Annotated in this window: 19 protein-coding genes; 13 read left to right on the top strand and 6 right to left on the bottom strand. The window is 61.0% G+C overall.

Annotated elements, in window-relative coordinates:
• Positions 1–30 precede the first annotated feature (30 nt).
• Complete coding sequence (locus RZS28_RS13200; RefSeq protein ID WP_407338203.1) at positions 31–432, top strand: DUF1398 domain-containing protein; 402 nt, start codon at positions 31–33, stop codon at positions 430–432.
• Between the two features lie 218 nt (positions 433–650).
• Here the strand turns inward: RZS28_RS13200 and RZS28_RS13195 are convergent, their stop codons facing one another.
• Positions 651–1,448 carry a lytic transglycosylase domain-containing protein gene (locus RZS28_RS13195; protein ID WP_407338202.1) on the bottom strand — a complete coding sequence of 266 codons (798 nt, stop codon included), beginning with the start codon at positions 1,446–1,448 and terminating at the stop codon, positions 651–653.
• Positions 1,449–1,707: 259 nt separating this feature from the next.
• On the opposite strand from RZS28_RS13195, the gene RZS28_RS13190 reads away from it, so the two are divergent.
• Positions 1,708–2,592, top strand: coding sequence for a dienelactone hydrolase family protein (locus RZS28_RS13190; RefSeq protein ID WP_407338201.1), 885 nt, complete (start codon positions 1,708–1,710; stop codon positions 2,590–2,592).
• Between the two features lie 21 nt (positions 2,593–2,613).
• Here RZS28_RS13190 and RZS28_RS13185 read toward each other — a convergent pair whose 3' ends face one another.
• Positions 2,614–4,236 carry a sulfite exporter TauE/SafE family protein gene (locus RZS28_RS13185; RefSeq protein ID WP_407338200.1) on the bottom strand — a complete coding sequence of 541 codons (1,623 nt, stop codon included), beginning with the start codon at positions 4,234–4,236 and terminating at the stop codon, positions 2,614–2,616.
• 829 nt (positions 4,237–5,065) lie between these two features.
• Here RZS28_RS13185 and RZS28_RS13180 point away from each other — a divergent pair.
• Genes RZS28_RS13180 through RZS28_RS13170 form a run of 3 tightly spaced genes read left to right on the top strand, consistent with a single transcriptional unit; the run spans position 5,066 to position 9,373 of the window.
• The gene (locus RZS28_RS13180; protein WP_407338199.1) at positions 5,066–6,064 is read left to right on the top strand and encodes an efflux RND transporter periplasmic adaptor subunit; all 999 of its coding nucleotides are present in this window, start codon (positions 5,066–5,068) and stop codon (positions 6,062–6,064) included.
• Between the two features lie 19 nt (positions 6,065–6,083).
• On the top strand, positions 6,084–6,248 hold the full coding sequence (locus RZS28_RS13175) for a hypothetical protein (RefSeq protein ID WP_407338198.1): 165 nt from the start codon (positions 6,084–6,086) through the stop codon (positions 6,246–6,248).
• A 2-nt stretch (positions 6,249–6,250) separates the two neighbouring features.
• Positions 6,251–9,373 (top strand): efflux RND transporter permease subunit, encoded by a 3,123-nt coding sequence (locus RZS28_RS13170; protein WP_407338197.1) that lies wholly within the window; start codon positions 6,251–6,253, stop codon positions 9,371–9,373.
• A 12-nt stretch (positions 9,374–9,385) separates the two neighbouring features.
• Here the strand turns inward: RZS28_RS13170 and RZS28_RS13165 are convergent, their stop codons facing one another.
• A complete protein-coding gene (locus RZS28_RS13165; protein ID WP_407338196.1) occupies positions 9,386–10,600 on the bottom strand; it encodes an MFS transporter in 1,215 nt (404 codons plus the stop codon).
• A 93-nt stretch (positions 10,601–10,693) separates the two neighbouring features.
• On the bottom strand, positions 10,694–11,311 hold the full coding sequence (locus RZS28_RS13160) for a helix-turn-helix domain-containing protein (protein ID WP_407338195.1): 618 nt from the start codon (positions 11,309–11,311) through the stop codon (positions 10,694–10,696).
• Positions 11,312–11,704: 393 nt separating this feature from the next.
• Here RZS28_RS13160 and RZS28_RS13155 point away from each other — a divergent pair, with 393 nt between their 5' ends.
• The 3 genes from RZS28_RS13155 to RZS28_RS13145 all read left to right on the top strand — a co-directional run bounded on the left by RZS28_RS13155 (position 11,705) and on the right by RZS28_RS13145 (position 14,685).
• Positions 11,705–12,520, top strand: coding sequence for a UDP-2,3-diacylglucosamine diphosphatase (locus RZS28_RS13155; RefSeq protein WP_407338194.1), 816 nt, complete (start codon positions 11,705–11,707; stop codon positions 12,518–12,520).
• On the top strand, positions 12,520–13,563 hold the full coding sequence (locus RZS28_RS13150; RefSeq protein WP_407338193.1) for a glycosyltransferase family 4 protein: 1,044 nt from the start codon (positions 12,520–12,522) through the stop codon (positions 13,561–13,563). The genes RZS28_RS13155 and RZS28_RS13150 overlap by 1 nt, the downstream gene beginning before the upstream one ends.
• A gap of 162 nt (positions 13,564–13,725) precedes the next feature.
• Entirely contained in the window at positions 13,726–14,685 is a 960-nt protein-coding gene (locus RZS28_RS13145; protein WP_407341125.1) for a S1C family serine protease, read from the top strand.
• Between the two features lie 150 nt (positions 14,686–14,835).
• Here the strand turns inward: RZS28_RS13145 and RZS28_RS13140 are convergent, their stop codons facing one another.
• Complete coding sequence (locus tag RZS28_RS13140) at positions 14,836–15,195, bottom strand: DUF488 domain-containing protein (protein ID WP_407341124.1); 360 nt, start codon at positions 15,193–15,195, stop codon at positions 14,836–14,838.
• Between the two features lie 541 nt (positions 15,196–15,736).
• Between RZS28_RS13140 and RZS28_RS13135 the strand changes: the two genes are divergently transcribed.
• From RZS28_RS13135 to RZS28_RS13120, 4 genes are all read left to right on the top strand, one after another.
• Positions 15,737–16,582 (top strand): FTR1 family protein, encoded by an 846-nt coding sequence (locus RZS28_RS13135; protein ID WP_407338192.1) that lies wholly within the window; start codon positions 15,737–15,739, stop codon positions 16,580–16,582.
• 341 nt (positions 16,583–16,923) lie between these two features.
• Positions 16,924–18,381 carry a DEAD/DEAH box helicase gene (locus tag RZS28_RS13130; protein WP_407338191.1) on the top strand — a complete coding sequence of 486 codons (1,458 nt, stop codon included), beginning with the start codon at positions 16,924–16,926 and terminating at the stop codon, positions 18,379–18,381.
• A gap of 464 nt (positions 18,382–18,845) precedes the next feature.
• Positions 18,846–21,260 (top strand): TonB-dependent receptor, encoded by a 2,415-nt coding sequence (locus RZS28_RS13125; protein WP_407338190.1) that lies wholly within the window; start codon positions 18,846–18,848, stop codon positions 21,258–21,260.
• Between the two features lie 163 nt (positions 21,261–21,423).
• Positions 21,424–22,059 carry a hypothetical protein gene (locus tag RZS28_RS13120; protein ID WP_407338189.1) on the top strand — a complete coding sequence of 212 codons (636 nt, stop codon included), beginning with the start codon at positions 21,424–21,426 and terminating at the stop codon, positions 22,057–22,059.
• A gap of 24 nt (positions 22,060–22,083) precedes the next feature.
• Here RZS28_RS13120 and RZS28_RS13115 read toward each other — a convergent pair whose 3' ends face one another.
• On the bottom strand, positions 22,084–22,752 hold the full coding sequence (locus tag RZS28_RS13115) for a transglutaminase-like cysteine peptidase (protein ID WP_407338188.1): 669 nt from the start codon (positions 22,750–22,752) through the stop codon (positions 22,084–22,086).
• 451 nt (positions 22,753–23,203) lie between these two features.
• Here RZS28_RS13115 and RZS28_RS13110 point away from each other — a divergent pair, with 451 nt between their 5' ends.
• A complete protein-coding gene (locus RZS28_RS13110) occupies positions 23,204–24,067 on the top strand; it encodes an EcsC family protein (RefSeq protein WP_407338187.1) in 864 nt (287 codons plus the stop codon).
• Positions 24,068–24,080: the final 13 nt, after the last annotated feature.

Genomic DNA, 24,080 nt, shown 5'->3' with positions numbered 1-24,080 from the left:
GCTCAATTCAACCCACAATGGAGAATGCAAGTGGACGATCACAAGAAGTCTGTCGCCAGGACCTGCCTCGAAGGCGCGGAGGACAACACGCTTACCTTTCCGCAAATCGTCGGAACACTGATGCAGGAAGGCTTCGAGGGCTACGCTATCGACTTCCGCTGCGGGACCGCGACTTACTATCTGCCCGCCGGCGACAGCGTCGAGTTGTCGACGCACAAGATCGATGTTCCCATCGCCGCGACCTTCGACACGGCGCCTATTCAAGCCGCCATCAAGGAAGCGCAGCAACTGGCGCCTGGATATACCTACAAGGGCTTCTGCAAGAAGGTCGCAGCGGCCGGCTGCGCGGGCTACATCGTCTCCTTCTCCGGCCGCCGGGCGCTTTATATCGGCCGAACCGCCGAGACCCATGTCGAGCACTTTCCAAGCTAGCGGGCCTCGACTGTCATTTCGGATGGCGGAACGCGGCTCAAGCGCAGCTATGGGGTAATCTGACGGGACGATCGGATGGGCTTCGTCGAAGGATCCGATCGCGGCCAGACTAGCTTGCCGCCGCCGTTGAGGGGTCCTCAGCCGGCCGTTCTCGCGTGGATTGACGCGCAACGAGCCGGATTTCGGCCCACCCCCTTTAAGCGTTTCGGAGGCGCGACTTATTTTCCGTCAATCTGTTGGCCAATGAGCGCGATGGCCCGCTGATAGACCTGAGCGGCGTTCCAGGCCTGGATCGCTGCGAAATTGGCCTCGCCGGGCTGGTATCCGGCGCCCGCCTGCCAACCATGGGCCTTGAGGAAATTCGCAGTCGAGGACAGCGCGTTGGCCGCGTTATCGAGATTTCCGGTCCCGTACTCAAGGATGGTCTTAGGCAGGAACTGCGTCTGGCCGATCTCGCCGTGCATGGAGCCGCGCGAGCTCGCCGACAGGACTCCGCGATCGATCAATGTCAGAGCAGCGTAAAGCTGGTCGGTGAAATAGGCCGATCGGCGGCAATCATAGGCGAGAGTGGCAATAGCCGACAGAGCGTTCTGATTGCCGTGCACGCTCCCGAATCCCGTCTCCATTCCCCAAATGGCCAGGAGCGGCCCCGGCGGGACGCCGTAACGTTGCTGGATAGACGCGAAAAGGGACGCGTCGGATTGCTTGAGCGCGCGCCCGCGCGAAGCGATGACCGAGCCGCCACGCTTGGCGAGAAACTGATCGAGCGACAAATGGAAGCTCTTCTGGCCGCGGTCCGCCGAGATGGTCGCCGTCGAATAGTTAGTTCCTCTGAGGGCAGCGATCGCAGAGGCGCTGACCCCTCTTGCCTTCGCTTCATCAGCGAACTGCGCCTTCCACGCCTCGAAGCCGGCCGCCGTGTTGCCGCACTGCGCGGCGTCCGCTTTGCCGCCCATCCACACAAGCGCCGCCAAGGCTGCGACGATGACTGTCTTAAACTGCCCGCCCTTAGTCATTGGAAGCTCCCCCTGCACCTTTCAGACGAAACGCTGGTTCGCATGTCCTGCCGAGTTGAGGCGTGGTCGCCGATTCTCGCGCTATTCAGGATCCGCGCTCTTCATGTCAAAGTCTAGCCGCGCCGCCCGGCGGATGTCGCCGCCGGCCATCCGTCTTAGCCCCTTGGAAGGGCGCCTCTTGGCCTAACGCAGACGGAATGCGAATAGACTTAAGCGTCGCGGATTTCGAATTGACCCGCCAGCAGAATGGAGAATTTGCATGCCCGCCCAAAAGCTGATGTCGGATATCGAGGGCCTGATTAAGGTCGCCCCGCCGCTGTCGCGCCGCGCCTTCATGACGACCTCCGCCGCAACCGCGGCCGGCTATACGCTTGCCGCAGGTCCCGTCCGCGCCGACGTGGTCAAGACCGACGCCGACGGCCTTGTCGCCGGCGAAGCAAAGGCCAAGGTCGCCGGTGGCGAGCTGCCGGTCTATTTCGCCAAGCCCGCGCAAAGCGAAAACCCGCCGATCATTCTCGTCGCGATGGAGGTCTTCGGCCTGCACGAGCATATCAAGGACATCACGCGGCGGCTCGCCAAGCTCGGCGCTTTCGCGGTCGCCCCGGATTATTATTTCCGCAAGGGCGACCTGACCAAGATCGCCGATTTGCAGGAGTTGCTGCCCTTGGTCAACAGCAAGCCGGATCAAGAGCTTTTCGCCGATCTCGACGCGACCGTGGCTTGGGCCAAGTCGCAAGGCGGCGACGCCAATCGCCTCGGCGTTATCGGCTTTTGCCGCGGCGGGCGAACCGTCTGGCTTTACTCGACTCACAACCCGAACCTCAAGGCGGGCGTCGCTTTTTACGGAAGCCTTATGGATCCTGCGCGTGAGGGCATGCCGAAGAACGCCTTCGAGCTCGCCGGCGAGGTCAAGGCCCCTGTGCTCGGGCTCTATGGCGGCGAGGACGCCGGGATCAGCGTCGAACAGGTGGAGCAGATGAAGGCGAAGCTCCTCGCCGCCGGCAAGACCGTCGAATTCAAGATCTATCCGGGCGCCCCGCATGGGTTCTTCGCCGATTACCGGCCGAGCTATCGCAAGGAGGCGGCGGAGGACGCGTGGAAAGAAACGCAGGCCTGGTTCAAGAAATATGGCGTGCTGAGCTGACCGCGCGGGCGGCCAAGCCGTCTAGCTTTTGGGGGCCGGCCTTGGGAGCTTAATTACCTGACCCGGGCGCAACCGGCGCGGATCGAGGCCGGGATTGGCCTTGGCGATGCCGGGCCAGCCTTGTGGGTCGTGGTACAGCTTGGCCGCGATTCTCTGCAAGGAATCCCCGGCTTCTATCCTGTAGGATCCGACGAGGGCTTGCGCAGGCGCCGCGGGGTTTATCAATGCAGGCGCCGGTGACGCTTCAGCCGGCGCGTTGGGAACGGCGGCCGGCTGTCCTGGCTCCGCCGGCGGCTCGCCAATCACCTCGAACGCGCCATGCAGCATGCCCATCCAGCAGCTCCACGGAATGACCCCCTCCTCCATGGGCGTGAACTCGATGACTTGCGGTCCCTTTTTGACATCGAACTCCAAGCCCAATTTCGGCGCGAGAATCCGCCTGTTGCATGTGGTGATCTCCTCGCCATTGATGATCCACCGGACGGGCGCGCCTTTACGCAAAATAAAATGGTTTGGCGAATAGCCCGAACGCGTCACATCCATCACAATGGTTTGAACCGCTGTTTGGGACGCGTCCATGGACATGGACGGAGGCGTAGATCGACTCGCCCTTGACGCCGCGTCGATGAGAGCGCGGAGGTCATAGCCGGAGCCGGTCAAGATCAGACCACGATTGATCATCACTGCGCCGAGGATGATGACGATCGCGCCTGAGAGCTTCAGCAACTGATGCGTCAACGCCCCCGAGATAAAAGTGCTCAGGACGCCGAAGCTCAACAGGACAGGCAGCGTTCCGACGCCGAAGGTGAAGAGCATCTTGGCTCCTTCGACAGCGCTGCCGGTTCCCGCCGCCATGACATACATCGCCTGCAAGGGACCGCAGGCGATCATGAGTCCGTTCAGCAAACCAATGACAAAGGGGCGGTTGTAGCTGCGCGTTCGCCGTCCGACGAATCTTACAAGGAAGGCCGGCATAGTGATGCGGATTCTGCGCAATGGCGCGAACAGGCCCAGCATGTTCAGGCCGAAGATGATGAGAAAGGCTCCGGCGATCATGCCGGCGGCGCCGCGCAACAAGGGCGTGAAGGCGATGATCGCGCCAAGCAGGCCAAACATCGCCCCGATGCCCGTGTAGGAGAGCGTCTTTCCGGCCCCATACAGGACGTGCGACAGATAGGACTGCCGGCCCAAGCGTGCGTCGCTCGCCGTGTAGCTCAGGACAAAGCCGCCGCACATGCCGACGCAATGAAATCCGGTCAGAAGACCGAGCACAAAAATGAGGCCATAGCCCATGTGCTTGCCAATATCTGGCGCGCCGCTCGGGCTGATGAACTCGGCGTCGAGGAAAATGATGAGGAGGATTCCGGCAAGCCCCAGAATAAGTCCGGCGAGTTTCTTGACCCTATTCGGCGGAGCCGGGATGTCGTCCGGCAAAAAGCAGCGATAGCCTTTCTGCGCGACCGCTGCGCAGATCTCCTCGATATTTGTCGACGCCGGGTCGAAGACGACCGCGACCGTCTCTGTCGGGTAATCGGCCTTGACCTTCCGCACGCCTCGGAGCTTGCGCACCGAGTCCTCGATGACATGCTCGCAGCCAGGGCAGTGCATTCCCCGTGCGTGAAAGCTGACGCCATGCACGCTCATGCCCCGCACGGATCCTTCTTGGAAAGGCCGGAGTCGCGAATCGCGCGACGGCCTTAGGAAATGAAAATGAGCTAGCGCATTTTCGCCGCTGATGGAGCGGAACGCGCCGCATCTTGAAACGGACCTTGAACAAGGGCGGATTTTGATCCCCGCCGCAGCGACATCGCGCCGCAGACGAGACCCTATGCGCAGCGTGGCCCCTCCAACGAGAACCGGCCTAAACGCAAGCGCCGCGGCCGCCGGCCCGGCCAAAGCTTTCTACGAATTTAACATCTAGCGCCCGCTTGCGCAGCCACCTTTACTGTTCGAGCCGGTCCTCCAGTGAAAGTTGCGATCAATGTCTTTGGCGCCGGGCGCCGAATAAACGCATTTGACGCACTATCCACGCCGATCCGCTCATGGTAATTTCAGCAAGCTAATAAAGCATTGGGGAGGCGCCAAACTGCGAGAGCACGGGCCTTCGCTTGGACTCAAGGCGTGACTTTGGCGCTTCCATCTTGGGAAGGCCAGGGAAAGTCGGCGATGCGCCGATTCATCTACATTAACGTACATTAACGGCGTCAACTGCAGCTTTGCGGGAGCCTTTTATTCATAACTATCCGCGCCGTCACAATTTTGCCGGCGGTCGGTTGCCTTTAGGCCAGTATTCTCAGTCAATCTTCGAAGCTGACATCCAAGGCGATTGTGTGTGGGCAATGGCGGTTCTTTGGCGGGCGCGCTTCAATTTTTCCGGGCTCTGTCGCTATGATTGCCGGAGCGCTCCCGCCGTGAGCAAGCGACCCGCGATACAATTGCCTCTATTCAGTCCCGAGATATTTTGGTCGGTCCCGTGAAGCGAATCATTATTTTTATCCTTGTATTCATCTTCCTTACCGCGCTTGGCGGCGGCCTTGGATATTTTCAATTCGTCGTCAAACCGCAGATGATCAAGACATTCATCGCGCAGGCCGCGCCGCCGCCTGCGACGGTTGCCGTCAGCGAGGCGGCGGCGGACATTTGGGCGCCCCGGCTCCCGGCTATCGGGAGTTTCCGCGCCGTGCAGGGAATAGACGTCTCGCCTCAGATCGGCGGCGCGATCGTAGCGGTTCGGGTGGAATCCGGCCAGGACGTCGAAAAGGGCGCCCGGCTCTTTGAAATCGACAACTCGGTCGAGCAAGCCGATCTCAAAAGCAATCTCGCGACCCTGAAAAACGCCGAGTTTACGCTGGAGCGGCAGCGGCAGCTCTCGCTCAGCGGCAATACGCCCAAGGCGAATTTCGACTCCGCCGAAGCCGCGCGCGATTCCGCCGCAGCCGCCGTCGAGCGCGTTCGGGCGATCATTGCGCAGAAGACGCTGGTCGCGCCTTTCTCTGGCCGGCTCGGCATTCGCAAGACCGATCTCGGCCAATATGTCTCGCCCGGAACGAGCCTCATCACATTGCAGCAGCTCGATCCGATTTACGTCGACTTCCCGGTGCCCGAAAAATCGCTTGATCTCCTGAAGCCGGACCAGATCCTCGAGGTTGAGGTCGACGCCTATCCGGGCAAGATTTTCCGCGGCGTGATCAAAACGATCGACGCGCGCATCGCTCAGGAGAGCCGCAATGTTCTGGTGCGCGGCGAGCTCGAAAACAAGAAGCGGCAATTGTTGCCCGGCATGTTCGCCAATGTGAACGTCATCGCCGGCGCGCCGGCAAAAATCGTGACCCTGCCGCGCACGGCGATCAATTATTCGCTCTATGGCGACAGCGTTTTCGTCGTGATCCCGGCCGCGCCCGAGGCCGGCGCGGCGGCCCCCCTCAAGCGGGGGCCGCGCAGGCGGCGCAATTCAATGGCGAAGCGCCTTTGAAGGTGGAGCGCCGTTTCCTGTGCGCGTCGGCGAGACGCGCGAAGACCGCATCGCCGTCCTCGAGGGCGTGCGGCCCGGCGAAAAGGTCGTGACCGAGGGTCAGCTGAAGCTGCAGCCCGATGCGCGCGTGCGCATCGACGCCAACGCCCGGCTCGACGCGCCCGCAGTCCGCCCGAAGGAATAAAAATGTCATTCACCGATGTTTTCATTCGCCGGCCGGTGCTCGCCAGCGTGGTCAGCCTCCTGATTCTGCTCGTCGGGCTGCAATGCGCGTTCAAGCTTCAGGTCCGACAATATCCCGAACTGTCCTCGACCACGATCACCGTCACGACGACCTACCCGGGCGCCAATGCGGATGTGATCAAGGGCTTCATCACGACGCCGATCGCCCAGGCCGTGGCGAGCGCGGAAGGCGTCGACACGCTGGTGTCTGACTCGCAGCAGAATGTCTCGACCATCACTCTCAATCTTCTCCTGAACGCCAATCCGGACCGGGCGGTCGCGGACGTTCTGTCGAAAGTGAACCAGGTCAAATATGTCCTGCCGCGCGAGGCGCTCGACCCCGTCGTCGTGAAGCAGACCGGCGACTCGACCGCGCTTCTCTATATGTCGTTCAACTCGAAGCTGCTCAACGCTTCGCAGATCACCGATTACCTCACGAGGGTCGTTCAGCCAAAGCTGCAGACGATCGACGGGGTCGCCAATGCGCAGATCCTCGGCGGCCAGACCTTCGCGATGCGGGTGTGGCTCGATCCAAACCGGATGGCCGCGCGGGGCGTGACGCCGAACGACGTTCGGATCGCCCTGGCGGCGAATAATTTCACCGCCGCCGCGGGCCAGATCAAGGGCGATTTCGTCCAGACGAGCATCAATGCGCAAACCTCGCTCGATTCCGCCAGGGCTTTCGGCCAGCTCGTCGTCATGGCGCGCGGCGACGCTCTAACCCGGCTCGGCGACATAGCCGAAATCGAGCTCGGGCCGGAATCGGTCGATTCCTCCTCCATGTTCGATGGGCTGAAAGCGGTTTTTGTCGGGATCTATTCGACCCCGACGGCGAACCCGCTCGACGTGATCAACGCGGTCCGCGCCGCTTTCCCAGAGATCCAGGCGCAACTCCCTGTCGGCCTCGACGCCGCCATCGCCTATGACGCGACGAATTTCATCCGGGCCTCGATCCACGAGGTCGAAAAAACCCTTGCCGAAGCGGCGATCATCGTGGTCGTCGTGATCTTTCTTTTCCTCGGCAATCTGCGCTCGACGATCATTCCGATCGTGACCATCCCGCTGTCCCTGATCGGGGTGATGATCGTCATCCTGGCGCTTGGCTATTCGCTGAACCTCCTGACGCTGCTCGCCCTCGTGCTCGCGATCGGCCTCGTTGTCGACGACGCGATCGTCGTCGTCGAGAACATCTACCGCCACATGGAAGAGGGGATGCCTGCGGGCGACGCCGCCCTGCTGGGGGCGCGCGAGATCACCGGCCCCGTCATTTCGATGACGATCACGCTCGCCGCGGTCTATGCGCCGATCGGCTTCGTCTCCGGCCTGACAGGCGCGTTGTTTCGCGAATTCGCCTTCACGCTCGCGGGCGCCGTCATCGTTTCCGGAATCATCGCGCTCACCTTGTCGCCGATGATGTGCTCGCTCCTGTTGAAGCCGCCGCAGGGCGAAGCGCGCGGCTTCGTGGCATTCCTCGACCGAATGTTCGACAAGCTTCGCAGAGCGTATCAGCGCCGTCTCGAAAAGAGCCTGAACTTTCGCGCCTTGACCGTCTTGATCCTCGTCGGGGTTCTCGCGTTGACCGCCGTGATGTTCATGTCGACTCCGAAGGAGCTTGCGCCCGAGGAAGACCAAGGCGCGATCTTCGCCCTGATCAAGACGCCGCAATACGCCAATCTCGATTACATGGAGAAAGCGACCGCGGAGGTGCAGGCGGCGGCCGACCAGATTCCGGAGAAGGACCATGTCTTTCTGATCAACGGGTCGGCCGGCGTGCATCAGGGGTTCGGCGGTCTCATCCTGAAGCCTTGGGGCGAGCGCAAGCGCAATCAGAAGGAGATCATCCAGGCCCTGCAGCCGAAGCTCTCGAGCGTCACCGGCGCCCAGATCATCGCTTTCTCCCCGCCGGCGCTGCCGGGCTCGACCGGAGGTCCGCCGCTTCAATTCGTGATCCGCAGCATCGGCGACTATCGCCAGATCGCCGACGTCATGGCGAAGATCGAGGCCGCGGCGCGCGAAAGCGGCCTCTTCATCTTCACCGACAGCGATCTCAAATTCGACCTGCCGCAAGTCGAACTCCAGATCGACGCCGACAGGGCGAACCGGCTCGGGCTCAACATGCAGGAAATCGGCTCTTCCCTCGCCACCCTGCTCGGCGGCAATTACGTCAATCGCTTCAGTCTCCGCGGCCGCAGCTATGAGGTGATCGCGCAGGCGCCGCGCGACTTCAGGCTGACGCCGGAATGGCTGACCCGCTATCAGCTGCGCACCGCCTCGGGCGATCTCGTCTCCCTGGGGACGGTGGCCAGCGTTTCAATGAGCGTGCAGCCGAACGGACTGCCGACCTTCCAGCAATTGAACTCCGCGACGCTGCAGGGCGTGCCCTTCCCCGGCCATACGCTCGGCGAGACGATCGCTTTTCTGCAGAAGAAGGCGGCCGAGCTTCTGCCCGAAGGCTTCACGGTCGACTATCAGGGCGAGAGCCGCCAATATGTTCAAGAGGGCAATACGCTTCTCCTCACTTTCGTTTTCGCGCTTATCGTGATCTTCCTCGTGCTCGCGGCGCAATTCGAAAGCTTTCGCGATCCGTTCATCATTCTCATCGCATTGCCGACATCGATGTTCGGCGCGCTTCTGCCTTTGAACATTCTTGGCGTCGTCGGCGCGGCGAGCATGAACATCTATTCGCAGATCGGGCTCGTCACCCTGATCGGCCTCATCTCCAAACATGGAATCCTGATGGTGGAATTCGCCAACAGGCTGCAGGAAGATGAAGGCATGAGCCGCCGCAAGGCGATAGAACATGCGGCCGCCGTGCGGCTCCGCCCGATTCTCATGACGACGGCGGCCATGGTGGTCGGCATGATTCCCCTGATCATCGCCGACGGCGCCGGCGCGCGCAGCCGTTTCGCGATCGGCGTCGTCATCGCGGCGGGCATGAGCATCGGGACAATTTTTACGCTATTTGTGACGCCCGCAATGTACACGCTGATTGCCCGAGACCATAACAAAAGCAAGAGCCGCGACGATTTGGGAGGTCCCCTGTTTGCGTCATCGGGCCTCCCCTCGGAGCGATCCGCCGCAGAATGAAACAGCCCGGCCTCACGAAGGCGCATGAAGCCGCAGCTTGATCCGCCCCGCGACCAGCGCGAGCGCCAAGCCTGCGCCAGCCAGCGCCGCCATGGCGAGATAGGCCTTTTCTCCATAGCTGTCGGTCAGCCTGCCGCAAGCGAATGTCGCCGCCGCGAGGCTCAGCGCCGTGGCCGCCGCGAGCCAGCCCTGCATGCGCGTCCGATGCGTCGCCGCGGCGAGGCTTCCAAGGAGCAGCACGCTGCCGCAGGTTGTCGCTCCAAAGCTCAAGCCGTGCCCCGCCTGTAAGACGATAAGACGCCAAGGGTCAGGATCTGAACTCATCGCGAGCCAGCGCAGCACAGCGCCCGCCGCACCGACGACCAGAAAGGAGATCGCGTTTTTTTCGGCGCCGAAAAACCGCGCTGCGATGATCATGACCAGCGCTTCGGAAGCGACCCCTATCGCCCAGGCCGCGCTGATGAAGTCCGGCGACAAACCCGCCTTCCTCCAATGCAGGGTCGCGAAAGAATAGACCTCGGCATGGCTCGCCTGGATGAGCGCGGCCGCGCCAATCGCGACGATCGCAAGCAGCAGCCGCGTCCGATCGGCGGTTGGGCTATCTTGCTGCGCGTGGAAAAATTGCGCCTTTTTCAGCGTGGCGGCGGCGAGAATTGCGACGAGCGCCGGCAAGATCGCCAGGCCCGCGAGAGCAAAAATGATTCGCTCGCCAGGAAACAGCCCGACGATTCGTCCCGACAAGAGCATCATCGCGAGCACGCCGATCGAGGTCCAGACTCGAACATGGCCGTAGGCGATCCGCCCGGAGCCAGCCATCTCGACGCGGCGAATTTCGGCGAGCGTCAAGGCGTCGGCGAGCGACGGCATGGCGCCCATCGCCATAGCCACGAAAATCACGCCCGCGAAGATCGGCGCATAGCCTCGGGCGAAACCGAGGCCGCAATAGCCAATGAGGATCGCAAGCGCGCAAGCGGCGAGCACGATCGCAATGCCGCGCTTGTCGGCGATTGTCGCGATGAGCGGAGTTGCGATGACCCGCAGCGCGATCGGCGCGGCGAGGACGGTTGCGATCTGCGCATCGGAGAGTCCGCGCGCGGAGAGCCAGACCGGGAAATAAGGGAGATGCACGCCGACCGGCAAAAACAAGGTCGCGGCGAGAATCGAAAGATACAACGCCGTCCGGTCGCGGGCGCCGGCGTCGATCCGTCGCGGTCTCGACAGAGTCAATCTCCCGTCCGCCTCATCCTTGTCCAGCCAACTTTCGGATCGAATAAGTGAAGCAACCGCCGACGCTTACGCCATAGAGCCTGAGAGATCGAATCATTCCATCGCCGCGGCTTTGAGAATGCAGACCATCATGGCCGTGGCCGGTTTTTGCGAGACATTGCGGATCGTGTGCGGCCGGTCGCAGCGATAACGTAAGGTTTCGCCGGCTTTGGCCCGTTCGATCGCGCCGCCGACCTCGACCTCGAGCTCCCCCTCGCTGATCGACAGGCTTTCGACCGAGCCCCGCTGATGCGCCTCGGATTCGAGCACGCCGCCGGGATCGGCGGAGAAATCATACCATTGCAGCCATTCGACCGTCTTGATCCAGCCGACGACGGCGAGCCGACACTTGCCGTCGTCCGACACAAGGATCGGGGTGTCGCCACGCGAGGATTTCTCGAGAAAAGGCTCGTCGTCGGCGGCCTGCAGCACCCGTTCGATCGACACATCGAGAGCTTGCGCGAGCCGCCAGATCGTGGCGAGCGTCGGATTGGTCTCGTTGCGCTCGATCTGGCTGATGATGGATTTGGCGACGCCCGATTGTTCGGAAAGCTCGGAAAGGGAAAGATTATAGGCCTTGCGCAGCCGCTGCACGGTCTTGCCGAGCTGGCTCGACAAAGCCAGCGCGCCCGCTTCCAGAACCTTGACCTTGTCACGCCCTTCGACGCCCATTGATCCTACTCAATCGCTCCAAGTCTCGTTTGTGAAAATAGACGATTTCGTTTGGAATATCGAACGATTGTTTTGTGGCGCAAAATTCCCCAATCCTGAGCGGGACGGCCAGTTTGCCCCGAATCTTATGGCGTGGTAGAAGCTAATGATTAACTGTTGCGATCATCGAGAATACGTCAGGATTGCGCGGCCTTAAGCCAGCACGCCTTGATCAGGCTCCGCCTGGGCGGCGCAACATTGCGTTTTGATCTTAGCCAATGAAGTTGATTTGTCCGGAACGGCGTAAAGGCTGAGGAGGACCGAGCTATTGCCGGCGGCTGTCATCCAAAAGCCATGAGAATCTGATTTTCCTTTCAGACATAATATTTCACAAGACTAGCACAGGTCGCTCCGGTGAGCCACGAATCCGAGCCAACCCGTTATCGCACGATCTTTCTCTCCGACATCCATCTTGGGACGCGAGGCTGTCAGGCCGAACTCCTGCTCGATTTCCTGAAATATAATGAAGCCGATACGATCTACCTCGTCGGCGACATCATAGACGGATGGCGGCTCAAGAGCGGCTGGTACTGGCCGCAGGCGCATAATGACGTCGTGCAGAAGCTTTTGCGCCAAGTGCGCAAAGGCGCCCGGATGCTTTACGTGCCCGGCAATCACGATGAATTCGCCCGCGATTTCATTGGGACGATTTTCGGCGGCGTCGAGGTCGTCAATCACGCCTATCATGTCACCGGCGACGGCAAACGTCTGCTCATCGTCCATGGCGACCAGTTCGACATCGTGGTGCAGCATGCGCGCTGGCTCGCCTGGCTCGGCGATTGGGCCTATGGAGTTGCGCTTTGGTCGAACATTTGGTTCAATAGGGCGCGGCGTTCGCTCGGGTTTCCCTATTGGTCCCTGTCGGCCTGGGCCAAGCTCAAGGTAAAGAATGCGGTGAACTTCATCGGAGCATTTGAAGTCGCCTTGGCGGAGGCTGCGCGGCGTCAGCATGCTGACGGCGTGGTTTGCGGGCATATCCATCATGCCGCGGTTCGGGAGATGGATGGAATTCTCTATATCAACTGCGGCGATTTCGTCGAATCCTGCACCGCCATCGCCGAGCATGAGGATGGCCGCCTCGAGATCCTGCAGTGGCAGCTTACTGCCGAGCAGCGCCGGCAGGCGGCCCTCGCAGCCGAAGCGCGAGCGGTGACAAAGGCTGCCGCTTGATGCGAATACTGATTGCGACGGATGCTTGGAAGCCTCAAATCAACGGCGTCGTTCGCTCCCTCGAATCCGTAGCGAAAGCCTTGGGCGAGTTTGGGGCCGAAATAGAATTCCTGACGCCGCAAGGCTTTGCTTCGGTTCCGCTCCCCACATATGGCGAGATCAGGCTTGCCCTGGCGAGCCCGAGGGGCGTCTCGAAACGGCTCGACGGTCCCTCGATCGACCATATCCATATCGCGACTGAAGGCCCGGTGGGCTTCGCCACGCGCTATTATTGCTTGCGCTCGAAGCGATCGTTCACGACGAGCTATCACACCCGCTTTCCCGAATATATTTCGGCCCGCGCGCGAATCCCTGAATCCATAACTTATGCTTTGTTGCGGCGCTTTCATAACGCCGGGTCAGGCGTCATGGTGTCGACGGCCTCGATCGCGAACGATCTGCAAAGACGCGGATTTCAGCGCTTGATGTACTGGTCGCGCGGCGTGGACCACAGCCAGTTCACCCCGGACAAGGCGTCGGTCATAGACCTGCCGCGGCCGATCTTTCTTTACGCCGGGCGTCTCGCTCCCGAAAAGAATGTCGAATCGTTCCTCGCCTTGGATCTGCCGGGATCAAAGGTGGTCGTCGGCGACGGTCCGTCGCGTCGCGCCCTTCAGGCCGCCTATCCGCAAGCGCATTTTTACGGCTCGCAAACCAGCGACGCGCTGGCCGTTCACTATGCTTCGGCGGATGTCTTCGTGTTTCCAAGCCGCACCGACACGTTCGGCATGGTCCTTCTCGAAGCGCTTGCCTGCGGCCTGCCCGTGGCGGCCTTGCCCGTGCCGGGCCCCCTCGACGTCATCGGCGCGAGCGGCGCGGGCGTACTCGACAATGACCTGCGCGCGGCCTGTCTCGCCGCCCTCGAGATCCCGCGCGAGATGGCGAGGGCCCATGCGCTCACCTTCACCTGGGCGAATAGCGCAAAGCAGTTCCTCGACAATATTCTCCTCGCAAAATCGTCGGGCTCCCGTTTCATGACCCCGAGCCCGGGCATTCCCGGCTGAACTCGCCTAGCCGCGTCGCCGCGCGCCTCTTAAACACTGGCGATCCGGCTCCATATAATTGGCATGGAAAAAAATCTTCATGCCTTGACTGAGTTTTATCCCTCTTTCGTGCTCGACGAGGCGGAGGCGGGATTTAATGCCGGCGCGCCAGCCTCCTCCGATATGGATGCGGGCCAAGACAATGAGTCGCCGGATAATTCGCTTCTCGACGCCTATTCGAAAAGCGTGACGCGGGTCGTCGAGCGCGTCGGGCCAAGCGTCGTGCGTCTCGACATCCGTCGCGGCGACGGAAGAAGAGCCGGGTCCGGCTCCGGCGTCATCGTCTCGCCCGACGGGCTCGTCCTCACCAATAGCCATGTCGTGCAAGGGGCCAAGCGGGCCGATGTGACGACGCTCGACGGGCGCAGCCTCTCCGGCCGCGTCCTCGGCGACGATCCGGACACCGATCTCGCCCTCGTGCGAATAGACGAAAGCGCAACTCTTCAAGCGGCCCGGCTGGGCGATTCCAAGAAGCTGAAACCCGGCGAAATCGCCATCGCGATCGGCAACCCGCTCGGCTTCGACGCAACCGTGACGGCCGGCGTCATCTCGGCGCTCGGACGCTCCTTGCGGTCGAAGAACAATCGTCTGATCGAAGACGTGATCCAGACCGACGCCGCGCTCAATCCCGGCAATTCAGGTGGCCCGCTCGTCTCCTCGAAAGGCGAGGTCATCGGCGTCAACACGGCGATCATTACCGGCGCCCAAGGCATCTGTTTCGCGGTTGCGTCGAATACCGCGAGCTTCGTCCTCGGCGAGCTCGTGGCGCATGGGCGGGTCCGCCGCGCCTATCTCGGCATTGGCGCGGGCACGATCGTGCTGCCGCGCCGGATCGCGCTGCGGCTCGGCCTTGGACAGACGACGGGCGCCGTGGTCAGCATGGTCGAGACGGAAAGCCCGGCCGACCACGCGGGCCTGCTCACTGGCGACATAGTGCTCGCCGTTGACGGCCTTCCGGTCACCGGCGCCGACGATCTCATCCGCCTTCTCGGCGCCGACAAGGTCAATCGCACTATTCCGTTCGACATATTGCGCCGCTCCGACCGCCGCCGGTTCTGGGTCGCGTTGCGCGAAAGGAAATAGGGCGCGCGGCGGCTAGAGCGCTTCCCGATCAGATGGAATCATCTGATCGAAAAGGAAACGCTCAAATTCAAAGAGTTGGAGCATGTTCTAATCGAAAGAGTCGATCAACTTTTTCGGAACATGCTCTAGATCGTTTGGGAGCGCGCCGCGTCACCGCTTCATGGCTTCGCTCAGGGCCTCGCGCAACACCACGGCATTGTTGCGCTCCTTATCCTTGGCCGCAAACAGCAAAGTAGTCACCGCATTCGACCGCACCATGCCCTGCAGATCGAGGAAAGCCGGGTTGTGGGCAAGTTCGTCGCGATAGCGTCTGCGGAATTCCGGCCATTTGGCGGGATCATGGCCGAACCAACGGCGCAGAGCGTCGCTCGGGGCGACAGGTTTGGCCCAGGCGTCGATCGACGCGACGTCGCGCGCCAAGCCGCGCGGCCAAAGTCGGTCGACCAAAATCCGCGCGCCATCCTCAGGCTGTGGCGGATCATAAGCGCGTTTGATCCGAATTGTCTCCATCTCCGCCATTGGGTCTTTGTCTCGAGTTCGTCAGGCATGCGTCGCCGTTTCGCGAGCCGGACCGCCGCCTGTATATAGGCCGCGTGGAGCCCGCCTGAAGGCCGGGCGAGCGAGACGGGGTCGGTAGAGAAATGAGCCGGAGCAAATCTTGAAACGTCTTTTCTTTGCAGGCGGGAGAGAAATACTGGCCTCAGACCGCAGCGGCTCCGTATTGACTATTTAGATAGGTTCTAAACTGGATCAGTTTACGTTGATCGCTTTACTTTCATCGTGTAGGGTCTGCGTTTCTTTCAAGTCCCATCGCAAACTCCGCCTCGCGAGAAGATCTTGTCGATCGAGGACAGAACGCGGCGACGCTAGAGCGCTTCCCGATCAGGTGAAATCGTCTGATCGAAAGGGAATCGCTCAAATTCAAAGGGTTGGAGCATGTTCTGATCGAAAAAGCGGTCAACTTTTTCGGAACATGCTCTAAGACGGCGCGGCTATTGGCGAAAAGCGCGCGGCTCGTTTCGAGGCCGTCAGGCGAAAGGGAGTTTCCAGCGTGATCGGCGCTCTTATCATAGTCCTGCGCGAAGTGATCGAAGCAGGACTGATCGTCGGCATTGTCCTTGCCGTCACGAAAACAATGCCTCAACGCACGCCCTATATTGTCGGCGGCGTCGCCGGCGGGCTTTTCGGCGCGTGTCTCGTCGCTATCTTCGCGGGCGCCCTGTCCAATGCGCTTGAGGGCATAGGGCAGGAGCTCTTCAACGCCTTCATTCTCGGCGTCGCCGTGATCATGCTCACTTGGCACAATGTCTGGATGGCGCGCCACGGCCGCCAGCTGAGCGAGGAGTTGCGCCGCATCGGCGGCGAGGTCAGCAGCGGGTCGCGCTCCCTGATCGCGCTCGCGGTCGTCGTCGGCGTCGCGGTTTTGCGCGAAGGCTCGGAGGTCGTGCTGTTTCTCTATGGCGTCGTTCTTTCGAGCGGCGATTCCGGATTCAGCCTCTTTTTCGGCGGGCTTCTTGGGCTCTTGCTCGGCGCCGGCATCTGCGCCCTCACCTACAAAGGCCTTATCACAATCCCGGTGCGTCATCTTTTCCGTGTGACGAGCCTTCTCATCGGCTTCATGGCCGCAGGCATGGCGGCGCAAAGCGTCGCCTTCCTCGAACAAGCGGATATTGCGACGGCGCTGGGGCGGACCGTGTGGAATACATCGTCGCTCTTGCCGGACAGCAGCATAATCGGCCGCGTCCTCCACACGCTGCTCGGCTACACCGATAAACCGACGGAGCTGCAGCTGCTCGCCTATCTTGGCACGCTCGGCTGCATGTTCGGCCTCATGAAGCTCTTGTCGCAGCCGGCAAAACAAAACCGCCGCCTAGCCGCAAATTACAGCATCAAGTGATGCAGTTCATCATAACTCAGCACGCAGCGCGGCAATTCAGCGCGGGTGAATTCAATGGATTTAGCTTCGCTGATCATAGCGTAGCTTGTAATTTCATTGCTTTAAGGCGATATTTCCGGCAAAGAATGCAAAGGCCGATCGCCTAAGATCCAGCGTCGCGCGACGAGGCTCATGGCTTCTGAGCGCTTCCATTCGGGCGATGCATAGTTCTTGCTTCAGCAGTTTATCTTGCCGAAATCTGGACGAGTTGCGCGTCTCGAAGCCAAGGCTCGCCCGCCCGCGTGCGATGGTTTAGACCTCGTTGGCCAAGCTCCAGCATAAACGCCTATTTCAGGATCAGAATGACTTTCAGCGAACTCGGTCTCAGCGCCAAGGTGCTCCAAGCCGTGGAGGCCTCGGGCTACACGGTTCCAACGCCGATCCAAGCCCAAGCGATTCCTCACGCGCTCGCCGGACGCGATGTCCTCGGCATCGCGCAAACCGGCACCGGCAAGACCGCCGCCTTCACGCTCCCGATGTTGTCCCGGCTCGAGCAAGGAAGGGCGAGGGCGCGCATGCCCCGCACGCTTATCCTCGAGCCGACCCGCGAGCTCGCCGCGCAGGTCGAGGAAAGCTTCGCCCGCTACGGCGTCAATCACAAGCTCAATGTCGCCCTCCTGATCGGCGGCGTCTCCTTCGGCGATCAGGAAACCAAGATCATGCGCGGCGCGGACGTTCTGATCGCGACGCCCGGCCGCCTGCTCGATTTCTCCGAGCGCGGCAAGCTGCTTCTCACCGGAATCGAAATTCTCGTCATCGACGAAGCGGACCGCATGCTCGACATGGGCTTCATTCCCGACATCGAGCGGATCTGCAAGCTCGTGCCCTTCACCAGGCAGACTTTGTTTTTCTCCGCCACGATGCCGCCGGAGATAACCCGGTTGACCGAGACCTTCCTGCATAATCCGGTCCGGATCGAAGTCGCCCGCGCCGCCTCGACCGCCGTCACCATAGCGCAAGGCTTGGTCGCCTCGGCGACCGGTCCGGCCAAACGCGAAACTCTGCGAAGGCTCATTCGCGGCGCAGCCGATTTCAAGAACGCGATCATTTTCTGCAATCGCAAGCGCGACGTGGCCGTCCTGCATAAATCGCTGCAAAAGCATGGCTTCAACGCCGGCGCGCTGCATGGCGACATGGACCAGCGGGCGCGCATGTTGTCGCTTGACGCGTTCAAGACAGGCGATGTCGACCTCCTCGTCTGCTCGGACGTCGCCGCGCGCGGCCTCGACATCCCGGACGTGAGCCATGTGTTCAATTTCGACGTCCCGACCCATGCCGAGGATTATGTTCATCGCATCGGCCGCACCGGACGCGCCGGCAAGAGCGGCGTCGCAATCTCGATCATCACCCGCGCCGATCAGAGACATGTGGCGGACATAGAGCGGCTGATCGCCCAGAAGATCGACTGGCTCGGCGAGGAGACCCTCGCCAATCTTCCGGACGACGAAGCCGCGGATCATCCGGCCGTCCGGGAGCACAGCCGCCGCCCGTCGCGCAGAGGCGCCGAAGCTGGGGCCGACGCCGGCGGATCTTCTCAGTCGAAACCCGCGAAGCCGAGCCGCTCTCGACGGCGGGGCGAAGAGCATCATCCTGTCGCCGAGACTGTTTTGGCCGCCGCGGAAATCCATGCGGCGCCTCGACGCCAATCACGGGGGCGTCAAAACGATGACGACGCGCCCGTCGTCGGCATGGGCGACCATGTTCCGATGTTCCTCTTGCGCTCGGTCAAGATCAAAGCCGCCAAAGCAGCCGAGGATTAAGCGTTTCGTCGGAGCCGTCGCGACGCATTGCGCCCTTCCGCTGCAGGCGCCACGCCAGCAATATTTTCCCTTTACCAGACTGCAAGACGTGCGGGCATGCTGACGCGCGCGGCCTTCCCTTCTCCCTTTCTTGACGACCGGACCGGCGCCCTGGCGTGGAGGGGCGTCTTATCCAGATCTATTCTTGCCTCGCGCGGCGCGGGACGCGGCAGACGGAGGATTTAAGCGCTCAATAGCGCACGGCTGTCAGGCGATAGATCCAATGTATTTCGTCAATGAACTTTTCCATTCTTGAAGGTGAACTAATCCATACAACTCGAGACTTTTTAAGTATACCGCTACAAAATCAATGCAGTATTTCTTCAGTGTTTCATAAAAGTCACTTGTGACTCCGCCAATCGGACTCTAATCTCAGGTAGAGTTTCATTGATCTTTAAACTCGTCCGATCAATTAGGTGGCGACTATGCGGCAGAAATCCCCGGTATTTGGCATATTGACCCTCGGCGCCTCTCTTTCGGCTCTGGCAGCGCCGCAGGCTCTCGCGCAGGAGACCGCCCCCGCAAGCGTCGTGGCGCTGCCGGAAGTTGAGGTGGTCTCGACAACGCCTCTCCCTGGCGGCGGCGGCGAGGATCGCGACAAGATTCCCTCCATGGTGCAAACCGTGACGGCCCCCGACTTCGAGCGCACGCGCTCCCCTAATGTGACCGACACATTGGAGCAGCGCGTTCCAGCTATTTTTGTCGACGACATCAACGGCAATCCATTCTCGCAGGAATTGCAATATCGCGGCTTCTTCGCTTCGCCGCAGCAAGGCCAGCCGCAAGGGCTCGCCGTTTACCAGAACGGCATACGCATCAACGAGGCGTTCGGCGACAGCGTCAATTGGGACCTGATCCCTCCTCAGGCGATCAGCCGCACCGAAGTCTTCACAAGCAATCCGATCTTCGGCCTCAATGCGCTCGGCGGCGCGATCAGCATAGAGATGAAGAACGGCTTCACGTGGCAAGGCCTCGAAGCGCAAGTGATGGGCGGATCCTATGGGCGGGTCAGCGGCCTGTTCGAATATGGCAAGCAAGTCGACAATTACAGCTTCTACGTGACGGCGGACGCCGCACATGACGACGGCTGGCGCTATTTTTCGCCATCGTCCCTCGTGCGGCTTTATGGGGACGTCGGCTATCGCACGCCGGATGCGGAGCTGCATCTCATCGCCTCGGGCGCCAGATCGAGCCTCGGCGTCGTTGGACCAACGCCGATCGATCTCCTTTCAATAGACGAGCGAAGCGTTTTCACCTCGCCGCAGACGACGCTCAACGACGCCGCGTCGCTTGCCTTTACCGGCAAGTTCACAATCAATCCGCAATGGACGATCGCGAGCAATTTCTATTTGCGCACCTTCGAGCAGTCCCACACCGACGGCAATGATTCCGATCTGCAGGATTGCTCGCTCAACTCTACGCCAAACACTTTTCCCGGCTTCCTCTGCCTCAACAGCGGCAATTTTCCAAGCGTGACCAATGGCAACGCCTTCGTAATCCTGGACCAGCACGGCAATCCTATTCCTACATCGGCCTCAACGGTCTATGGCACGATCGACCGCACCTACACCCATTCGACGACCGCCGGGACCACGCTGCAGGCGACAAATAAAGATACGTTTTTCGGGCACGAAAATTATTTCGTCTTCGGCGGCAGCGTCGATCGAAGCTTTTTCAGCTTCAGCTCGAACAGCACGCTCGGCGCCATCCAGCCCGACTTTTCCGTCGTTCCGACAGGCGCGTTTCCTGGCTCGGGCTCGATCATTCAGACGGCGGGCCAGGTCGGCTATGTGCCGACCTATCTTTTCGGCACGACCACGTATTTTGGCCTATTCGCCCTCGATACGTTCAACATCACGCCGGAGCTGGCCTTGACCGCAGGAGCGCGGTTCAACATAGCGAATATCTCGACCTCCGACGCCACCGGCCTGGCCCCGGAGCTTAATGGCGACAACGTTTACAAGAGGATCAACCCGGTCGTCGGCCTGGCCTATAAGTTTCTGCCCGGCCTTTCCGCCTACGCTGGCTATTCAGAGGCGAACCGCGCGCCGACCCCGCTCGAGCTCGACTGCGCCGATCCGAACCGGCCCTGTTTGCTGGCGAACTCGCTTGTCTCGGACCCGCCGCTTAAGCAAGTCGTCTCGCATACGGTGGAAGCGGGTCTGCGCGGAACCTCCCTGGTCGCAACCGACGGCCGCATCGATTGGAAAGCGGGCTTCTTCCGCACCGAAACCATCAATGACATCATCTCCCTCGCCAGCACGATCACCGGGCTCGGTTATTACGCGAATGTTCCGGCGACGCTCCGGCAAGGGGTCGAAGCGGGCGTGGAATTTCATAATGCGAATTGGATGGTCTATGCGAATTACGCCTATGTCGACGCCACTTATCGCTTCGCCGGTTCCATAGCCTCGCCGAACAACCCCTTCGCCGACGCGAATGGCAATGTTTACGTGACTCCCGGCAATCATATTCCCGGCATTCCCCGCAACCAGGTCAAACTCGGCGCGGATTATTGGTTTACGCCAAAGTTTAAGCTCGGCGGCGACGTCCGCGTTATCGGAAGCCAATATTTCATTGGCGACAATTCCAACCTCAACCCGAAGCTGCCCGCCTATTGGGTGGCGAATCTACATGCCTCCTACCAAGTCACCGACAATTTTCAGGTCTTCGGGCTCGTCAACAATCTCTTCAACAACCGAAGCGCGACCTATGGAACGTTCTTCGATACCGGCACCGACGCGCAGCTCGCCACTGCGACTCCCTTCACGAGCGATGCGCGGACAATCACGCCAATGCAGCCGATCTCGCTTTACGCCGGAGTCAAAGTCACTTTCTAGCCGCTAGCCGGAAACTACGGCCAGATGCGCGCAGTTCTCGCTCCTCCTTGCGCTCGGTTCAGGATTTGATATTTGTTGACGCGGATATCGAACGTCGAGCTATGGCTAACGCCCTGCTCTGATCGGCTCTGGCGCTGTTCCTATCGGATCGCTTGCTGGGCTTGTGTCGGGGCATGCGCAGAAGCCGGCGACGAACATCGGCTATCAGCGGGAAGGCGAAAAGGCATTGGTAGAGATCGCGACCACTGCGGAAGACAGCCAATCGCTCGGTTCGGCTAGCCCCCTACTTGAGGGAGCCGGCGGCGGTCTCGGCCTCGAAATTGTGACCATCGCCGATCTGCCCGATGCTGAGAATTACGGCGATCACGAATTCTATTATGAGAATTTCACGGCTTCCGAGATCGCCTATTCCATTCAGCAGCCTTCGGCCAAGGCCTCGTTCGGCGGCCTTCTGGCGGCGAAGAAAGCGATCGTCAAGTCTGCAGGAGCGATCGCTCCTTTCGAAGACCTGAAGCGCGTCGAGATCGCTCACGATGCGGAAGGCGCGCCGACCCACCCCGGCTGTCTTCTATCCATCGCCCATGCCAATGCGATCGCGATAGCCGTCGCTTTGAGTCTAAGCGGCGTTGGGCCTTCCGGTTTTTCGCCCGCGCGCGGCGCCAAAACAGCCGGCGCCGCAACAGGACCACGAAAGCGCCGCCCCGATCTCTATATCGCCCTGGTCCTGCTCTCGCTGCTTTTCCTCTTCGGCTTTGGGCTCTGGAAGATCTTGGGCTTCGCCTTTGGCCGGCATTTTTGACCCCGTCATGCAGGACGGAGGCAGTCAGCGCGAGACATAGTCTGGCGCGGGCGTAGGGTCGCCGAGTTGAACCCACGCGTTCGGGTCGGTCTGCGATTGGCGTTTGACGAAACGATAGCCCGTCTGATCCCAAGCCTTCATTTCATTATTCAGATTGTCGAGGACGAACTCGCCGGCGTTGGTCCTGACGGTCAGCAGCGCATGGCCGTCATTGTGCGTATCCTTGACGACCGTCATCAACAAGGCCTGACGCGGAAAGCCCTCCACGATGAGAAGCTTGCGCTTCAAAAGCGCGTAATCCTCGCAATCGCCTTTCCCGTCGGTCGGGTAATCCCATTGGTCGACGACGCCCCAATGATCCATGTCCGACATGGGCTCGATATGCGCATTGACCCATTTGTTGATACGTTCGATTTCTTTTGCCGCCTTTGGCGTCAGGTTGATCTCGATAGGCGGAAGCGGGCTATCGTCGCATTCCCCGTCATAGCGGCGGCAAAAATCCGTCCAGCCATAAGGCACGCTCGCCGGCTCGCCGATCGGAGCATAGGACGCCCGCGGCGCGCCCGCCGCATGCGCGCTCGGGACAGCGGCAAACCAGTTCGAAAGACCAAAAAACAAGCCGAGGCAGGCCGAAAGGACGTGAAATGATGCGAGACCCGAAGCCTGCGCTGACCTTGCCGCCCGATCTTTCATGCCTGCTTCCCCTACGTCTTGTCCGGGGCAGCTTTGACGACGCCGTTTTGCCGCGCGCTTAAGCGGTTCGATCAGATTTTATCGAATTGAGGCATAAGGCCGAGGGAGGCTTTTCGCGTTTAATCGCGTCGCAACCAGGTCGCTCAAATTTGACGGAATTGTTTTTCGCCCTTGAACCCGAGGGCGCCGCCGCTCAATTAGCTATACGCGCGTCGACCGAACCAAGCGCCTCGGAAAGAGTTCTGTTTTAAGGCGTCAAATGGTTTATGCCGCATGATAATATGTCTCAAAAGTCAAATTTGATCGCGGTTTTCCAGTCAACATGCCTCAGCGCGATCGATTCGGCGCGGCTCCTCGTGTATCAGATGGGTCGCCTGAATTTTGAAATACATCCATGCAGGGCGGCCTTCGGCGCAGCGCGGGACCAGAGATTAAGACATTGACCTCTCAGATGAATATAGCTCCGTCCGCAGCCAGCGGCTGGCTCGTTCCAAGCCGCGTCTCGGCTCTGTCCGCCGACGATCTCACGGCGCTGGAGCGCGCCGCGCAGGAGCTTGAGCGCACCAGTCTGGCGATGCGGCTTACATCTCTTCTCGGCCGACAGGTCGGCGTCATTGGATCGATCATTCCGCCGCATGTTTCCGAAATCGCCAACAAGGCCGCCGAGGCTGCGATCAAAAGCGCCCTCGCCTTGGCGCTTCGCAGCCTCGACGGAAGGCCTGCCCGAGACTCCCGTCGCCTCCACAAGAGCGCCGCGGTCTTGGCCGGAGCCGCCGGCGGCGCCTTTGGTTTTTCGGCCCTGGCCGTTGAGTTGCCCTTTACGACGACGGTCATGCTGCGTTCGATCGCGGCCATAGCAAAGAGCGAAGGCGAGGATTTGTCGCATCCTCAGGCCGCATTGGCCTGCCTCGAGGTCTTCGCTCTCGGCGGGCGGCCCTATGCGGGGCCCCTGGCGCGCGGCGCGGCCGACGCCGGCCTGGAGACAGGCTATTTCGCGGTACGCGCAATTCTGGCGAAGTCAGTGAGCGAAGCCGCCCACTATCTCGTCGAGCGCGGCCTCGCCGAAGAGGCCGCCCCGGTCCTGGTCCGTTTCGTGACGCAGATCGGCGCCCGGTTCGGCATAGTGGTTTCGCAGAAGCTCGCGGCCCAAAGCATCCCGGTGGTCGGCGGCGTTTGCGGCGCGGCGATTAATTACGCCTTCGTCGATCATTTCCAGACGCTCGCGCGCGGTCATTTCACAATTCTGCGTCTCGAACGCCGCTATGGCGCAGGCTTGGTGCGGAGCGAGTATGAACAGTTCTTGAAGCGCGCCTGAGACGCGGCGCGTC

Source organism: Methylocapsa polymorpha (genome assembly GCF_045689225.1).
Lineage (GTDB): Bacteria > Pseudomonadota > Alphaproteobacteria > Rhizobiales > Beijerinckiaceae > Methylocapsa > Methylocapsa polymorpha.
This window is presented reverse-complemented; position numbering and strand designations above follow the sequence as displayed.

What these genes read in the sequence shown, in the direction of transcription:
- RZS28_RS13195 (WP_407338202.1), bottom strand. Translation starts at nt 1,448, where the DNA reads ATGACTAAGGGCGGGCAGTTTAAGACAGTCATCGTCGCAGCCTTGGCG.
- RZS28_RS13190 (WP_407338201.1), top strand. Translation starts at nt 1,708, where the DNA reads ATGCCCGCCCAAAAGCTGATGTCGGATATCGAGGGCCTGATTAAGGTC.
- RZS28_RS13185 (WP_407338200.1), bottom strand. Translation starts at nt 4,236, where the DNA reads ATGAGCGTGCATGGCGTCAGCTTTCACGCACGGGGAATGCACTGCCCT.
- RZS28_RS13170 (WP_407338197.1), top strand. Translation starts at nt 6,251, where the DNA reads ATGTCATTCACCGATGTTTTCATTCGCCGGCCGGTGCTCGCCAGCGTG.
- RZS28_RS13160 (WP_407338195.1), bottom strand. Translation starts at nt 11,311, where the DNA reads ATGGGCGTCGAAGGGCGTGACAAGGTCAAGGTTCTGGAAGCGGGCGCG.
- RZS28_RS13150 (WP_407338193.1), top strand. Translation starts at nt 12,520, where the DNA reads ATGCGAATACTGATTGCGACGGATGCTTGGAAGCCTCAAATCAACGGC.
- RZS28_RS13145 (WP_407341125.1), top strand. Translation starts at nt 13,726, where the DNA reads ATGGATGCGGGCCAAGACAATGAGTCGCCGGATAATTCGCTTCTCGAC.
- RZS28_RS13140 (WP_407341124.1), bottom strand. Translation starts at nt 15,195, where the DNA reads ATGGAGACAATTCGGATCAAACGCGCTTATGATCCGCCACAGCCTGAG.
- RZS28_RS13130 (WP_407338191.1), top strand. Translation starts at nt 16,924, where the DNA reads ATGACTTTCAGCGAACTCGGTCTCAGCGCCAAGGTGCTCCAAGCCGTG.
- RZS28_RS13125 (WP_407338190.1), top strand. Translation starts at nt 18,846, where the DNA reads ATGCGGCAGAAATCCCCGGTATTTGGCATATTGACCCTCGGCGCCTCT.
- RZS28_RS13115 (WP_407338188.1), bottom strand. Translation starts at nt 22,752, where the DNA reads ATGAAAGATCGGGCGGCAAGGTCAGCGCAGGCTTCGGGTCTCGCATCA.
- RZS28_RS13110 (WP_407338187.1), top strand. Translation starts at nt 23,204, where the DNA reads ATGAATATAGCTCCGTCCGCAGCCAGCGGCTGGCTCGTTCCAAGCCGC.